At 71.6% G+C, this 15,750-nt stretch carries 10 protein-coding genes and 1 pseudogene; 8 read left to right on the plus strand and 3 right to left on the minus strand.

What is annotated here, in order from left to right:
* Positions 1-111: 111 nt before the first annotated feature.
* Entirely contained in the window at positions 112-654 is a 543-nt protein-coding gene (locus M8J73_RS42815) for a hypothetical protein (RefSeq protein WP_240501287.1), read from the plus strand.
* A gap of 315 nt (positions 655-969) precedes the next feature.
* Positions 970-2,100, plus strand: a complete 1,131-nt coding sequence (locus M8J73_RS42820) for a glycosyltransferase family 4 protein (protein WP_055538870.1) — start codon at positions 970-972, stop codon at positions 2,098-2,100.
* A gap of 49 nt (positions 2,101-2,149) precedes the next feature.
* Here the strand turns inward: M8J73_RS42820 and M8J73_RS42825 are convergent, their stop codons facing one another.
* The 3 genes from M8J73_RS42825 to M8J73_RS42835 form a co-directional block, all read right to left on the minus strand.
* A complete protein-coding gene (locus tag M8J73_RS42825) occupies positions 2,150-3,799 on the minus strand; it encodes a PucR family transcriptional regulator (protein ID WP_055538871.1) in 1,650 nt (549 codons plus the stop codon).
* Between the two features lie 128 nt (positions 3,800-3,927).
* Entirely contained in the window at positions 3,928-5,337 is a 1,410-nt protein-coding gene (locus M8J73_RS42830; RefSeq protein ID WP_055538872.1) for an FAD-binding oxidoreductase, read from the minus strand.
* Between the two features lie 188 nt (positions 5,338-5,525).
* Complete coding sequence (locus tag M8J73_RS42835; RefSeq protein WP_055538873.1) at positions 5,526-7,328, minus strand: glycoside hydrolase family 15 protein; 1,803 nt, start codon at positions 7,326-7,328, stop codon at positions 5,526-5,528.
* A 562-nt stretch (positions 7,329-7,890) separates the two neighbouring features.
* On the opposite strand from M8J73_RS42835, the gene pyrG reads away from it, so the two are divergent.
* The 6 genes and pseudogenes from pyrG to M8J73_RS42865 all read left to right on the plus strand — a co-directional run.
* Positions 7,891-9,558 (plus strand): CTP synthase, encoded by a 1,668-nt coding sequence (pyrG, locus tag M8J73_RS42840; RefSeq protein WP_055538874.1) that lies wholly within the window; start codon positions 7,891-7,893, stop codon positions 9,556-9,558.
* A 119-nt stretch (positions 9,559-9,677) separates the two neighbouring features.
* Positions 9,678-10,304, plus strand: a complete 627-nt coding sequence (locus M8J73_RS42845; protein WP_055538875.1) for an NUDIX domain-containing protein — start codon at positions 9,678-9,680, stop codon at positions 10,302-10,304.
* A 191-nt stretch (positions 10,305-10,495) separates the two neighbouring features.
* Positions 10,496-12,595 carry a tetratricopeptide repeat protein gene (locus tag M8J73_RS42850; RefSeq protein ID WP_055538876.1) on the plus strand — a complete coding sequence of 700 codons (2,100 nt, stop codon included), beginning with the start codon at positions 10,496-10,498 and terminating at the stop codon, positions 12,593-12,595.
* Between the two features lie 166 nt (positions 12,596-12,761).
* A complete protein-coding gene (gene ald / locus M8J73_RS42855; protein ID WP_055538877.1) occupies positions 12,762-13,886 on the plus strand; it encodes an alanine dehydrogenase in 1,125 nt (374 codons plus the stop codon).
* Between the two features lie 416 nt (positions 13,887-14,302).
* The gene (locus tag M8J73_RS42860) at positions 14,303-15,439 is read left to right on the plus strand and encodes a ParA family protein (protein WP_079054846.1); all 1,137 of its coding nucleotides are present in this window, start codon (positions 14,303-14,305) and stop codon (positions 15,437-15,439) included.
* A pseudogene (locus tag M8J73_RS42865) lies at positions 15,424-15,750 on the plus strand (hypothetical protein); the annotation flags it as partial. The gene M8J73_RS42860 and the pseudogene M8J73_RS42865, both read left to right, overlap by 16 nt.

Here is a 15,750-nt window from a genome sequence, read left to right on the forward strand (position 1 = left end):
CCGCCGGAGACCAACGCACACGTACGGTTACCAACTGGCCATAAAGGGTGCGCGTCGCTCGTTCAGCCCACACGATGGGTGCGTCAAGCACGCACGTCCCAGAGGGCGGTCATGAGCACTGAGTACCCGTCACCACCGCCAGATGTCCCGCTCGGGCCGCCGACGCCGACCGCCCCCAGGCGCCGCCTCCCCCTCCTGTTCGCCGGGCTCGCGGGTGTTGTCGTCGGAGGCGGTGTCGTGGGCGCTGTGTGGGCCCTCAGCGACGGCCGGGAAACCGCCAGTAGGCCAGAGAGCGCGAGTAGCGCCGAAACGCTTGCTGTCGAGACCGAGCCCAGCGCCTTCACCCTCACCGGCAGCTTCGAACTCACCGAGGGCGCGGTCGGCGACGGCCTGGGTGGATGCGAGGGCAGCGGTGGCTACGACGACATCAGCGAAGGCACGGCAGTCACCGTCTACGACGCGGCCGGCACCGTTGTCGCCACCGGGCAGCTCGGAGACTCGACGCTGAGCTCCGGGACATGCACGTTCGAGGTGGCTGTCGAGGACGTTCCCAGAGGCGAGGACTTCTACAAGGTGGAGGTCTCCCACAGGGGGACGGTGCAATTGTCAGGTGACGAGGCCGAGGCCGGCCTTTTCGGCGCATCCCTGGGATGACCACGTCGACTCCGCTCGACGCAGCGGTCGGACGAACTTCCTGGCGCGGTGGAACAGTGGCTCAGAGGGGCAACGGGACGTCGGAGTTCACTCGTGTGAGTGATGCTGGGTGTCGTGTTGCCCGCAGGTGCGCCGTTCGTGCGGTCCGGCGGTGCCGGAACACCCGTACGGCCTGGCATCCTTGGACAGGTACGACGTAGCGAGACGTGCTACGCAGACCACGCAGAAGCGGCCTCGCGCGGTCCACCTTCGCCGCCGGATCCTTCTGTACGTTTCTTCGTGACCGTCCGACCCCGAACCAGGAGCCCCGGCCACGTGAGCCACGTGAGCAGCCACTCACCGCACGGCCAGTCGCCGCTGCGAACCGTGCAAGTGCTCGGCGGCGGCAGCCCGGTGAGCAGCGCGCATGTGCGGTCGCTGGCCTCGGGACTGGTCGCCCGGGGCGTACGGGTCACCGTGTGCGCCCCCCACGAGACCGACGGCGTCCACGACTTCACCGGCGTCGGCGCCCGCCACGTGCACGTGCCCCGCAGCAGTGACCCCGCCTCCGTGGCCACCCTGCGCAACGCCTGCGCGGACGCCGACCTGGTCCACGCGCACGGCCTGCACGCCGGCTTCCGCGCCACCCTCGCGCTGGGCGGGCGGCGCACCCCGCTCGTGGTCACCTGGCACACCCGGTCCTACGCCGAGGGCGCGCGGGCCCATCTGTTGCGGCTGCTGGAGCGGAGGGTCGCCAAGGCCGCCGCCGTGGTGCTCGGGACCTCCTCCGAACTCGTCGACCGCGCCCGCAGCCGGGGCGCCCGCGACGCCCGGCTCGCCGCCGTCTCCGTGCCCGCGCTCCGCCGGAACGGCGACGACACCGACCGGCACCGCTCCAAGACCCGGGCCGAACTCGGCGCCACCGACCGGCCCTTGCTCATGGCCGCCGGCTCGCTCGACCGGCACCGGGGGTACGACACGCTCCTCGACGCGGCGCGGGAGTGGCGGGGGCTCGACCCCGAGCCGCTCGTCGTGATCGTGGGCGAGGGGCCGCAGTGGAGCACCCTCCAGCGGCGCATCGAGGACGAGGAACTGCCCGTACGGCTCATCGGACGGCGCGACGACACCGGCGAGCTGGTCGCGGCCGCCGACCTGGCGCTGCTGCCCGGCGGACCCGAAGCCCGCTCGATCCTCGCCCAGGAGGCGCTCCACGCGCGCGTACCGCTCGTCGCGGCCTCCGCCGGGTCGGTGCCCGAACTCGTGGGCGACGCCGCCGCGCTCGTCCCGTTCGGGGACGCCGGGGCGTTCGCCGAGGCCGTGGCGCGCCTGTTGAAGGACCCCGCGCTCCAGGACGAGCTGCGCGACCGGGGCACCCGGCAGGCCGCGACCTGGCCGACCGAGGACGAGACGGTGGCCCAGGTGCTCAGCGTCTATGACGAGTTGACCGACCTCCGGCCCCTCATGTGACGCCACATCCTTCATGTGACGCCACACCCGTGTGCCTTGAGGTCGCCTCCTACGGCACGTGTCTGCGGGCCCTGAGCGCCAGGCTCAGAGCCAGGACCGTCTGCGGGTCGTCCAGGTCCGTGCCGAGCAGTTCACCGATGCGGGCGAGGCGGTTGTAGAGGGTCTGCCGGTTCAGGTGCAGCTCGCGGGCCGTCTCCGCCTTGCGGCCCGCGTGGGCGAGGTACGTCTGCAGGGTCGGCAGCAACGGCGGCCGGGAGCGGCTGTCGTGGTCGAGGAGGGGGCCGAGCGCGCGGTCCACGAAAGCGGCCAGGTCGGGTTGGTCGCGCAGCCGCCACAGCAGCAGGTCGATGTCGAGCCGACGGGCGTCGTACCAGGGGCGGTCGGCCAGCCCCTGCGCGGCCGTCGCCGTCTCCGCCGCGTGCCTGAGCCCCGCCGAGGCGGCCGCCCAGTCGCCGGGCACCCCGACGACCACCACGGGCGGCCGTCCGCCCGGCCGCCGCAACCCGGCCCGCTCCACGCCCGCCCGCAGCGCCGCCGCGACCTTGTCCGCCACCGCCGGACGCTCCGCCTCCTCGCGCAGGCCCACCAGCAGCGGGACGCGGCCCTCGACCGGCCGTACCCCCAGCAGGACGGGGACACCCACCAGGGTCAGCTCCTCGCCGACCGCGCGGGCCAGCACCGCCCAGCCACCGCCCGGCGACAGACCGTCGGCGAGTCGCATCACCACCGGCAGCAGGGGCCCGCCGCCCGGTCTGAAGCCCAGCACACGGGCCTGGGCGGGGGCGTCCTCCGCCTCGATACGGCCCTCGGCGAGATCGGTGAGGAAGTCGCCGCGTCCGCGCGCCGCGAGCTCCTCCTCCTGCCGGGCCTGCATCAGGACGACGGCGAGGACGCCGGCCGCGCGCTCGGCGGCCATCCGGTGCACCGGGGCCAGCGGAGCGACCACGGGGAGGAGGACCAGCCGGGCCCGTACCGAGCCCGTGCCCGGTCCGCCGCCCGGTACGTCGACGATGGTCGTCCCGGCCGGTGGCTCGTCCTGGTGCCGGTCGCGCAGCCCCTCCCACACCTGGAGCGGATCGGGGTCGGCGGGCCCGGCCCCGGCGGCGTACAGGAGCCTGCCGTCGGCGGTCTCCAGGAAGACCGGGTTGCCGCTGAAGTCGGCCAGGATGCCGAGGACCTGGGGCACCCCACCGCCGCCGAGCAGCGCCTCGGTACAGCGCCGGTGGACCTCCTCGGCCTGCTGGAGGAGCGCGTAGTGGCCGTTGACGATCTCGGTGTGGATCTCCTCGGTGACCGTCACGAACGCCACCTCGCGGTGCAACTGGACCAGTGGGAGACCGGCCGAGCGCGCGGTCTCCACCAGGGCCGGGGGAAGGCGCGTGAACCGTGTGCCCAGCTCGACGACGAGCGCCGCGATACCGCGCTCGGCCAGCGTCCGTACGAACGCCCGCTGGTCGGCGGGGCGCGTCCCGAGCCCGTAGCCCGTGGTCAGCAGCAGCTCGCCGCCCTTGAGGAGCGAGGCGATGTTGGGGACCTCGCCCGCGTGCACCCAGCGCACGGTCCGCTCCAGCCGGTCGGCGCCGGCCAGGATCTCCGGCAGCCCGCCGCGCAGCCCGGGCAGCTCCAGCGCCCGCCGCACGGTGATACCGCCCTGTGCCTCACGACCGTCGGCGGGTACGCGGCTGTCACGGGTGTCCATGGACCGGACGGTACCCGCGCGCGGGCCGACCGGGCATCTCCGCGCCGGGAGCCGCTCCTAGGAGCGCCCGGCGGGGGAGCGCTCAGGGTCCGGTGGACGCGCGCCCTCAGTGATCGGCGGAAGCGTGCTCAGTGGGCGGCGGGACGGCCTTTGGGGTCGCGCGGCGGGATGTTGTGGTTGAAGCGGAACACGTTGTCGGGGTCGTACTCGGCCTTCACCGCCATCAGCCGCCGGGCGTTCTCGGCGCCCAGGCCCGCCAGGACCCGGCCCTCGCCCTCGTCGCCGATGAAGTTCAGATAGACCGCGCCGGTGCTCCACGGCCGGACGTGCTCGCGGACGTCGCGTACCCACTGGATGGCCCGCTCGTCGTCCGCCGGGTCCTCCCAGACACCGAAGGGGTGCACGGCCCACGGCGCGTCCCGGTACGGCACCGGGTACTCGGCGGGGCCGTCGGCGACCGCTCCGCCGTACGGGAAGAGGATGTGCTGCGAGTTCGTCGGCACGGGCATCGACCGGGCATCGGCGCAGAAGACGTCGACCACCTCGTCCGGCAGACCGGTCAGGTACTCCGCCGACCAGTAGTTCCGCAGGCCCGGCGGATCGTCGATCATGCACTGCACGTCCGCGTACGGCATCGCGCCGACCACCTCGGCCTCGTGCGGCAGCGCCAGCAGCGGCTGGGCGACCTTGCGCATGTCGTCCTCGGTGCCGGCGTAGGTGAGGAGCATCCCGCACACGAGCCGGCCCACCATGTGCTCGGGGACGAACTCCTCGGGCGGGCCGGTGAAGTACAGGACGCCCCCGCCGGCCTCGCGCGGGCCGTTCTCGAGGACCTCGCGGTAGACGCGGACGACCTCCTGGCCGTGCTCCGGTTCGTACAGCAGCAGGGCGATCGCGAAGGCGGGCAGTTCGTGCAGACGCAGGGTGAGCGCGGTGGCGACGCCGAAGTTGCCGCCGCCGCCGTGGAGGGCCCAGAACAGCTCCGGGTTCTCCTCGTCGGTCGCGTGGACCGTTCGGCCGTCGGCGGTCACCAGCTCCACGCCGAGGAGGTTGTCGACGGCGAGACCGAAGGCCCGTTCCAGCCATCCGCTGCCGCCGCCGAGGACGAAGCCGCCGACTCCGGTGGTCGAGGCCCGGCCGCCGGTGGTGGCGAGAGCGTACGGCTCGGTGGCGCGGTCGAGGTGGCTCATGGTCGCGCCGCCCTCGACACGGACGCTGCGCGCGGCGGGGTCGACCGTGACCGAGTGCATCCGGCGCAGGTCGATGACCAGGCCGTTGTCGTTGAGGGCCGATCCGGCCACACTGTGGCCGCCGCCGCGCACCGCGATGTTCAGGTCGAGGTCACGGCCGAAACGCACGGCCCGTACGACATCGGTCGGGTTCTCGCACTGGGCGATCACCGCCGGACGCCGGTCGATCATCCCGTTGAACACCGTCCGGGCGTCGTCGTACCCGGGGTCCCCCGGGGCGAGTACCTCGCCGGTCAGATCCTCGCGGAGTTCGGTCAGCGCCGTGTGGGCCTTGGAAAGGGGAGCCATGACCGGCCCCTTTCAGCCAGGAGACAGGACTTCTTCCAGGCTAGGCGGGTACGGCCGTTCGGTCCTGTTCGGACCGCGGGGGCGCCCCGGAGGGAACGCGAGCCCCCGAACCAGGCGCAAGCGCTTGCTGCGTGCGCCTGGTTGTGCGCCGATCCGCCGCCGTGCGCGGCGGATCGGGGGGGCGTGCGTCAGCCGCCGTACGCCCCCGAGGCGGTCAGGCGGAGGGCCGTGTCGATGAGGGGGACATGGCTGAACGCCTGGGGGAAGTTGCCGACCTGGCGCTTCAGCTCAGGGTCCCACTCCTCGGCCAGGAGGCCCAGGTCGTTGCGGAGCGACAGCAGCTTCTCGAACAGCTTGCGGGCCTCGTCGACGCGGCCGATCATCGCCAGGTCGTCCGCCATCCAGAACGAGCAGGCGAGGAAGGCGCCCTCGTCGCCCGGCAGCCCGTCCACGCCCTCGTCCGCACCGGCGGTCGGGTAGCGCAGGATGAAGCCGTCCGGGGTCGACAGCTCCCGCTGGATCGCCTCGATGGTGCCGATGACGCGCTTGTCGTCCGGCGGCAGGAAGCCCATCTGCGGGATCAGCAGCAGCGACGCGTCCAGCTCCTTCGAGCCGTACGACTGCGTGAAGGTGTTGCGCTCCTTGTCGTAGCCCTTCTCGCACACGTCCCGGTGGATGTCGTCGCGCAGCTCGCGCCACTTCTCCAGCGGGCCGTCCGCGTCACCGGACTCGATGAGCTTGATCGTGCGGTCCACCGCGACCCAGGCCATGACCTTGGAGTGCACGAAGTGGCGGCGCGGGCCGCGGACCTCCCAGATGCCCTCGTCGGGCTCGTCCCAGTGGTCCTCCAGGTAGCGGATCAGCTTCAGCTGGAGCAGGGAGGCGTAGTCGTTGCGGGCCAGACCCGTCATATGGGCCAGGTGCAGGGCTTCGGTGACCTCGCCGTACACATCCAGCTGGAGCTGGTGCGCGGCGCCGTTGCCGACCCGGACGGGCGCGGAGTTCTCGTAGCCGGGGAGCCACTCCAGCTCCGCCTCGCCCAGCTCCCGCTCACCGGCGATGCCGTACATGATCTGCAGGTTCTCCGGGTCGCCGGCGACCGCCCGCAGCAGCCACTCGCGCCAGGCGCGGGCCTCGTCCCGGTACCCGGTGCGCAGCAGCGAGGAGAGGGTGATCGCCGCGTCGCGGAGCCAGGTGTAGCGGTAGTCCCAGTTGCGGACGCCGCCGATGTGCTCCGGGAGGGAGGTCGTCGGCGCGGCGACGATGCCGCCGGTCGGGGCGTACGTCAGGGCCTTCAGCGTGATCAGCGAGCGGACCACCGCCTCGCGGTAGGGGCCGTGGTACGTGCAGTGCTCCACCCACTCCCGCCAGAACTCCTCCGTGGCCTGGAGCGACGGCTCGGGCTCGGGCAGCGGCGGCGGCTCCTTGTGAGAAGGCTGCCAGGAGATGGTGAAGGCGATGCGGTCGCCCGGTGTCACCGTGAAGTCGGAGTAGGTCGTCAGCGCCTTGCCGTAGGTCTCGCACTCGGTGTCGAACCACACGGAGTCCGGGCCGGCGACGGCCACCGTGCGCCCCTCGTGCTTGTGCACCCAGGGCACGACCCGGCCGTACGAGAAGCGCATCCGCAGCGCCGAGCGCATCGGGACCCGACCGCTGACGCCCTCGACGATCCGGATCAGCTGGGGGGCGCCGTCACGGGGCGGCATGAAGTCGGTCACACGGACCGTGCCGCGCGGGGTGTCCCACTCGGATTCCAGGATCAGCGAGTCGCCGCGGTACCGGCGGCGGGAGGCCGTCGGCGGCTCGGCGTCGGCCGCGTGGGCGGGGCCCAGGCGCCAGAAGCCGTGCTCCTCGGTGCCGAGAAGGCCCGCGAAGACGGCATGGGAATCGAAGCGGGGCAGGCACAGCCAGTCGACCGTCCCGTCCCGGCAGACCAGGGCAGCGGTCTGCATGTCTCCGATGAGTGCGTAGTCTTCGATGCGCCCGGCCACGTGCAACTCCAGTCGAACGGCCACGTCGCCCCCCGAGGGGCGGTCGCTGTGCGGTGTGCGGTCTAGGGACCCGAGGGATCGACAGAGGATCGATGCTTCCAGAGTGATCCAAGGGGCGGTGTCATGCGATGTCGCTCAACGATCCTCAACGCATATGAGGCCATCGTTGCTCAACGAACTGACGAGCTCGCATGTTTCCGGAGATGGGCGGGGGTGGTGCCGTTTCCCCGGCCGGGCTCGGCAGCGAGTGTCCGAAGAGGATACGACGCACCGAGGGGCTGCGCGTGCCGCTCCAGGCAACGCGAGTGGGCCGAACGAGTGAGCCAGGGGTGACCCGCGGCCGGTATTCGCCGACTGTCGTACGAAGTCCGTGGCGGCCCGTGCGCGGAGCGTGGCCGGAAGCGATCGTGGCCGGTCGCTGATACCCTGGTAGCCCGTGGACCGGTGGGCGCCCCGACTCGCAAGGGACCCCCGAACCGCAGCGACGGCACCCCCCGACGACCTGATCGGGCGGCGGCCGACCCGCACCCAGAACCGCGACCACGGGAGCCCCCTCTTGGCCATGCCGCCCGCTGCTTTCCGAAACAGCACCACGACGACCAAGCACATCTTCGTCACCGGGGGTGTCGCCTCCTCGCTCGGCAAGGGGCTGACCGCCTCCAGCCTCGGCATGCTGCTCAAGGCCCGCGGCCTGCGCGTGGTGATGCAGAAGCTCGACCCGTACTTGAACGTCGACCCCGGCACGATGAACCCCTTCCAGCACGGTGAGGTGTTCGTCACCAACGACGGTGCCGAGACCGACCTCGACATCGGACACTACGAGCGCTTCCTAGACCGCGACTTGGACGGCTCTGCCAATGTCACTACAGGGCAGGTCTACAACACCGTCATCGCCAAGGAGCGGCGCGGCGAGTACCTGGGCGACACCGTGCAGGTCATCCCGCACATCACCAACGAGATCAAGCACCGCATCCGGCGCATGGCGTCCGACGAGGTCGACGTGGTCATCACGGAGGTCGGCGGCACGGTCGGCGACATCGAGTCGCTGCCGTTCCTGGAGACCGTCCGCCAGGTCCGCCACGAGGTCGGCCGTGACAACGTCTTCGTCGTCCACATCTCGCTCCTGCCGTACATCGGCCCCTCCGGGGAGCTGAAGACGAAGCCGACGCAGCACTCGGTCGCGGCGCTGCGCAACATCGGTATTCAGCCAGACGCGATCGTGCTGCGCTGCGACCGCGAGGTGCCCGCCGCGATCAAGCGGAAGATCTCCCTCATGTGCGACGTCGACGAGGCCGCCGTCGTCGCCTGCCCGGACGCCCGCTCGATCTACGACATCCCGAAGACCGTGCACGGCGAGGGCCTCGACGCCTATGTCGTCCGCAAGCTGGACCTGCCGTTCCGTGACGTGGACTGGACGACCTGGGACGACCTGCTCGACCGCGTCCACAACCCGCAGCACGAGATCAACCTGGCGCTCGTCGGCAAGTACATCGACCTGCCCGACGCCTACCTCTCGGTCACCGAGGCGCTGCGCGCGGGCGGCTTCGCCAACCGGGCGCGCGTGAAGATCAAGTGGGTCACCTCCGACGACTGCAAGACCCCGGCCGGCGCCGCGGCGCAGCTCGCCGACGTCGACGCCATCTGCATCCCCGGCGGCTTCGGCGACCGCGGTGTCTCCGGCAAGGTCGGCGCCATCCAGTACGCCCGCGAGAACCGCATCCCGCTGCTCGGCCTCTGTCTCGGTCTGCAGTGCATCGTGATCGAGGCCGCGCGCCACCTCGCCGACATCCCGGACGCCAACTCCACCGAGTTCGACTCCGCCACCGCCCACCCGGTGATCTCCACCATGGCCGAGCAGCTCGACATCGTCGCCGGTGACGGCGACATGGGCGGCACGATGCGCCTGGGTATGTACCCGGCCAAGCTCGCCGAGGGCTCGATCGTGCGCGAGGTGTACGACGGCAAGGAGTACGTCGAGGAGCGCCACCGCCACCGCTACGAGGTGAACAACGCCTACCGCGCGGAACTGGAGAAGAAGGCGGGCCTGCAGTTCACCGGCACCTCGCCCGACGGCAAGCTTGTCGAGTACGTCGAGTACCCGCGCGAGGTCCACCCCTACCTGGTCGCGACGCAGGCGCACCCCGAGCTGCGCTCCCGTCCGACCCGCCCGCACCCGCTCTTCGCGGGTCTGGTCAAGGCCGCCGTGGAGCGGAAGACCGCGGGAAAGTGACAGCAAGTCGCGGCTGGTGACGGCCAGTTGCGCGACGCAGGAGTTGTACGGTGACCGGGGTGCGTCTCTTTCGGGAGGTGCGCCCCGGTTTCATGGCACGTGTGGGAGGACGAGTCGACATGACGATCAAGGACACCGCCGAGGAGTGGGAGGTCCGGGCGAGCGAGACACCGTTCACCGGCAACAAGACCTCCGTGCGCACCGACGACGTGGTCATGCCCGACGGCTCGGTGGTCCGGCGGGACTACCAGGTCCACCCCGGTTCCGTCGCCGTCCTCGCCCTCGACGACCAGGACCGCGTGCTGGTGCTCCGCCAGTACCGCCACCCCGTGCGCCAGAAACTGTGGGAGATCCCGGCGGGCCTCCTGGACGTGCCGGGCGAGAACCCGCTGCACGCCGCCCAGCGCGAGCTGTACGAGGAGGCGCACGTCAAGGCGGAGGACTGGCGGGTGCTGACCGACGTCTACACCACCCCCGGCGGCTGCGACGAGGCCGTCCGCATCTTCCTCGCCCGCGACCTCTCCGAGGCCGACGGACGGCGCTTCGAGGTGGAGGACGAGGAGGCCGACATGGAGTTGGCCCGGGTACCCCTCGACGAGCTGGTCCGGGGTGTCCTCGCCGGGGAGCTGCACAACAACTGCCTGGTGGTGGGCGCGCTGTCGCTGGTGGCGGCGCGCAGCGGCGACGGGGTGGACGCGCTGCGTCCGGCCGAGGCACCGTGGCCCGCGCGCCCGTTCGAGGCGTAGGGGCCGTAGGGGTCGCAGGGGTCGCAGGGGTCGTTCCCCTGGCGGCGCCAGTCGTACGATCTTCTGATCCGATCGAGGGATCTGTCCGCCCCGCTCCGCCGAGATCGTCGCAGAGCGTGAACTAGGCTCGGGAAACGCCCGAACCGGAGTCCCGGCGGGCTGGCTCGTGCGGTGGGACGGGAGTGTGGCCCGTGGCGGATCAGGCGGTGGACGCCGGGGGAGTCCCGGCGCCCGGAACAGGGCGGCCCCCGGCTGTCGAGGCCGCCCCCACGGACAGTCAGTTCCTCGGCAGGGCACGGGAGTTGAAGGAGCTTCGGGCCGACATCGACCGCGCCGGGCTCAACACCCTCGCCGGCCGCAAGGCACCGCACGCGCGCGTGCTGCTCATCGCCGGCCGACCCGGCTTCGGCCGCACGGCGCTCGCCGAGGAACTCGTCCGGCAGGTCGCCCACGGTTACCCCGACGGGGTGCTGCGGGCCCGTCTCGCCGAGCCGGACGGCTCCCGCGTCCCGGTCGAGCGGGCCGCCGGTCACCTGCTCGGCGAACTCGGTCTCCCGGTCCCCGCCGGGGCCGACGAGGACGACCTCAGCGAGGTGCTCCGGGAGGCGCTGGCCGACCGCCGGGTGGTGCTGCTGCTGGACGACGCGGTCGACGCCGAGCAGGTCGACGCGCTGCTGCCGGACACCCCCGACTCGCTGGTCGTCGCGGTCTCCGGGGGGCCGCTGACGGGCATCTCCGACGTCCGCCCGTGCACCCTGGGCGGACTGGACACCAAGTCCGCGGTGGCCCTGCTGGAACGCTTCACCGGCTCGGTGCGCGTCACCGTCGACCCGCGATCCGCCGAGATCCTCGCCGAGGTGTGCGCGGCCCAGCCCGCCGCGCTGCGGCTCGCCGGGGGATGGCTCGCCGCCCGGCCCACCGCCGCCGTCTCCGACCTGGCCAAGCAACTGCGCGCCGGGGACGACGAGGGCCCGGTCCTCGCCAGGGTCTTCCGGCTCTCGTACACGGCGCTGCCGGGCGCCGCCGCCCGGATACTGCGTCTGCTCGCCCTCGCCCCGGCCGGCCTGGTCGACCCGCACATCGCCTCCGGGCTCGCCGGCTGCTCCGTCGGCGCGGCCCGCACCGCGCTGGACGACTTCGTGGCCCTGGGGTTCCTGCACCGGGCCGACTCCGCGATGCCCCAGTACGAGGTCCCCGGCTGCCTCCAGCCGCTGCTGCGCGCCGCCGCCGAGAGCCAGGAGAAGCCCGGCGAGCTCCAGCTGGCCCGGGCACGGATGCTGGAGCGCACGGTACGGCTGCTCCAGTCCTGCCGGGCCATCACCGAGACCGACAGCCCGCTGGCCCGCGAGAAGCTCCTGGAGATGCCCAAGGCGCTGCGGTTCCCGAGCCCCCGGGCCGCCGAGGAGTGGCTGCGGGTCCGCCGGCCGGCGCTGCTCGCCGCCGCCCGCCTCGCCGTCGCCGACGGTCAGCTGGACACCCTCGCCCGACGGCTGATGTCCCAGCTCGTCCGGGCCCTGGTGGCGCACTTCGGCACCCAGGCCGTGGCCGCCGACCTGTACGGCGTCCACCGGCTCGTCCTCGATGTCGCCGAGCGACGCGACCTGCCCCGCGAGAAGGCGGCGGCCCTGCTGAACCTGGGGGACCTGGACGCCCGCACCGGCCGGACGAAGGCGGCGCTGGCCCGCTACCGGGCCGCCCTCGACGCCGGACGGCAGGCGAACGACCCCTACGCGACCGGCCGCGCGATGGAATCCGTAGGCGGCGCCCACCAGGAGCTGGAGGACTACGAACGGGCCGCCGACTGGTACGGCAGGGCGCTAGCCCAGCGGCTCGCCCGGGACGAGCGCGAGGACGCCGCCCGGCTGTACGGCCGTATCGCCACCGCGTACACCTACGCGGGCCGCTACGGCGAGGCGCTGCGCAACTGGAGCTCGGCCCTCACCGGCCACCGCAGGCTCGGCGATGTGGGCGCCCAGGCGAGGGCGTTGAGCGAGATGGCCCGCGTCCAGGAGTACGCCGGGCGCCCCGAGGAGGCGCTCTCCACCTGCCAGGAGGCGGTGGAGTGGGCCCGCCGCGCCGAGGACCTCCGGTTGCAGGCCGCGCTCCAGATCCGGCTCGCCGACACCCTGGAACGCCTCGGCGACCCGGCGGCCGCCCGGCTGCACCGGGGGGCCGCCGAGCGGCTGCTCGACGGCGAGAACATGCCACCCGAGAACGGCGGGACCGGCGAGACGGAGCCGGAACACGGCCCTAACGCCTACGAAATCCGTAGTGCATCCGCGAAAGATTGATGCATTGAAAGGCTAGACAGCGGGGATACCTTCATTAGACTGGCTGCGCCGCCGGTTCTCCTGCGGTGTCTCCCGGTGCGCTCCTATGCGTACGGGTATGTCCTGCATCGTGCGGGCATGTACCGAATGTGCGTGCGCGCCCCCACACCCCTCCGATCCAAGGACCGTGATCGACGTGAAGGTCGGCATCCCCCGCGAGGTCAAGAACAACGAGTTCCGAGTGGCGATCACCCCGGCCGGTGTGCACGAGCTGGTGCGCCACGGCCACCAGGTCGTCGTCGAAGAGGGCGCCGGTGTCGGTTCGTCGATCCCGGACGCCGAGTACGTCGCCGCCGGTGCCCAGATCCTGGCCACGGCCGACGAGGTGTGGGCCACCGCCGACCTGCTGCTGAAGGTCAAGGAGCCCATCGCCGAGGAGTACCACCGCCTCCGCAAGGACCAGACTCTCTTCACCTATCTGCACCTGGCCGCGTCCAAGGAATGCACCGACGCGCTCGTCGAGTCGGGCACCACCGCGATCGCCTACGAGACCGTCGAGCTGCCGAACCGCGCGCTGCCGCTGCTCGCCCCGATGTCCGAGGTCGCGGGCCGGCTCGCCCCCCAGGTCGGCGCCTACCACCTGATGCGCGCCAACGGCGGCCGCGGGGTGCTTCCCGGCGGTGTGCCGGGCGTGCTCGCCGGGCGGGCCGTCGTGATCGGCGGCGGCGTCTCCGGCTGGAACGCCGCGCAGATCGCCATCGGTATGGGCTTCCACGTGACCCTGCTCGACAAGGACATCAACAAGCTCAAGGAAGCCGACAAGGTCTTCGGCACGAAGATCCAGACCGTCGTCTCCAACGCCTTCGAACTGGAGAAGGCGTGCCTGGAGGCCGACCTCGTCATCGGCGCCGTCCTCATCCCGGGCGCCAAGGCGCCGAAGCTGGTCACCAACGAGCTGGTGTCGCGGATGAAGCCGGGAAGTGTCCTTGTCGACATCGCGATCGACCAGGGCGGCTGCTTCGAGGACTCACGGCCCACCACGCACGCCGAACCGACCTTCCCGGTCCACGAGTCGGTCTTCTACTGCGTCGCCAACATGCCCGGCGCGGTGCCCAACACCTCCACCTACGCGCTGACCAACGCCACGCTGCCGTACATCGTGGAACTTGCGAACCATGGCTGGGTCGAGGCACTGCGCCGTGACCCCGCGCTGGCCAAGGGCCTCAACACCCATGACGGGGCGGTCGTTTACCGCGAGGTCGCGGAGGCGCACGGACTGGAGCACACCGAACTGGCCTCGCTCCTCGGCTGACCGAAGGGCCGTTGACGGGCTGCTTTGAGTCACCTTTCAGTAAAAGGCGATACGTCAACACAGGTCGTCAACAGCCTTTTCCCGGCCGGATCTTGCCCGACAAGGTCCGGCCGGATGTGTGTATGGTCACTTTGCGACACTCGCGCAACTCGCCTCGAACGTAACCCTTCGGATGTTTCACGCACCGGTGAAACCTGCTGTGCGACGGCCCTACGCCCTTGACAGCCGCATGTTTCATTGTCGACACATCGGGCCGGGTCCGGCGGATTGTGTTGCTGCGGACCGCCGACACGCCATAGAGTCGCCAACCGTCGGCATGGTGCCACGCTGACCTATCTAGAAGTTTCCTGGTCACCAAGGAGGTAAGACGACTTGTGAATGAGTCGACATTTACTCCCGGGGGTGGTCAACCAGGAATGCCTGCGCGGGTCTCGGGACCCACGGGGTTCGCGGCTGTCGGCTCCGTCGCAGTCCGCACCTTCGCAGCCCACCAGGGTCACCAGTCCTCAGGGGTGACTCAGCCAGCACACCAGAGCATGGATGGCCAACACGTGAACGCCATGGCCGGCGACGGAAGTGGCGGGGTCCACAACCACTTCGCCGACTACGACGAGCTGCCCGACGGGCACTTCTACGACCCCGACGCCGAGTACGAGCCCGATCCGGAGTACGCGGCGACGCTCGCGCCCGACGCGGCCCGTCAGCGCCGCGAGCGCATCGGGCCGACCGGGCGCCCGCTGCCGTACTTCCCGATCCCGGGCCCGCTGACCGACCACGGCCCCGCGAAGATCATCGCGATGTGCAACCAGAAGGGCGGCGTCGGCAAGACCACGTCGACCATCAACCTGGGTGCCGCGCTCGCGGAGTACGGACGCCGGGTCCTCCTCGTCGACTTCGACCCGCAGGGCGCCCTCTCGGTCGGCCTCGGGGTGAACCCGATGGAGCTCGACCTCACGGTCTACAACCTGCTCATGGAGCGGGGCATGTCGGCCGACGAGGTCCTGCTGAAGACCGCGGTCCCGAACATGGACCTGCTGCCGAGCAACATCGACCTCTCGGCGGCCGAGGTCCAGCTCGTCTCCGAGGTCGCGCGCGAGTCCACGCTCCAGCGGGCGCTGAAGCCGCTGATGGCCGACTACGACTACATCGTCATCGACTGTCAGCCCTCGCTCGGCCTGCTCACGGTGAACGCCCTGACGGCCGCGCACAAGGTGATCGTGCCGCTGGAGTGCGAGTTCTTCGCGCTGCGCGGTGTTGCGCTGCTGACGGAGACCATCGAGAAGGTCCAGGAGCGGCTCAACCCCGAGCTGGAGCTCGACGGCATCCTCGCCACCATGTACGACTCCCGCACGGTGCACAGCCGTGAGGTGCTCGCGCGGGTCGTCGAGGCGTTCGACGACCACGTCTACCACACGGTCATCGGGCGCACGGTGCGCTTCCCGGAGACCACGGTCGCCGGTGAGCCGATCACCACGTACGCCTCCAACTCCGTCGGTGCCGCCGCCTACCGCCAGCTCGCCAGGGAGGTGCTCGCCCGGTGTCACGCCGAGTGAGTCTGCCGGGGGCCGACGAACTCTTCCGTACGACAGGGGGAATGGCGCTTCAGCCGTCCACTCCCCGACGGGGGGCCAACGGAGAAGCCCGTGTGCCCGCTCCCGCCGGGGAGAGCGACGTCGGCGCGACCGTGGAGGACGCGCCGCCGTCGGTGCCCGTGCAGGGCGGGGACGGCGAGGGGTCCGAGCATGTGGCCGCGGACGCCGAGTCCGACGAGCAGCCGCGCAGCCGGTCCGCCGCCGCGGGGGCCGAGCGGGCCGCCGCCGGGCGCCAGCCGAAGCCGCAGGAAGGTTCTGCCGCGCCGGGCGCG

Source organism: Streptomyces neyagawaensis (genome assembly GCF_023516595.1).
Lineage (GTDB): Bacteria > Actinomycetota > Actinomycetes > Streptomycetales > Streptomycetaceae > Streptomyces > Streptomyces neyagawaensis.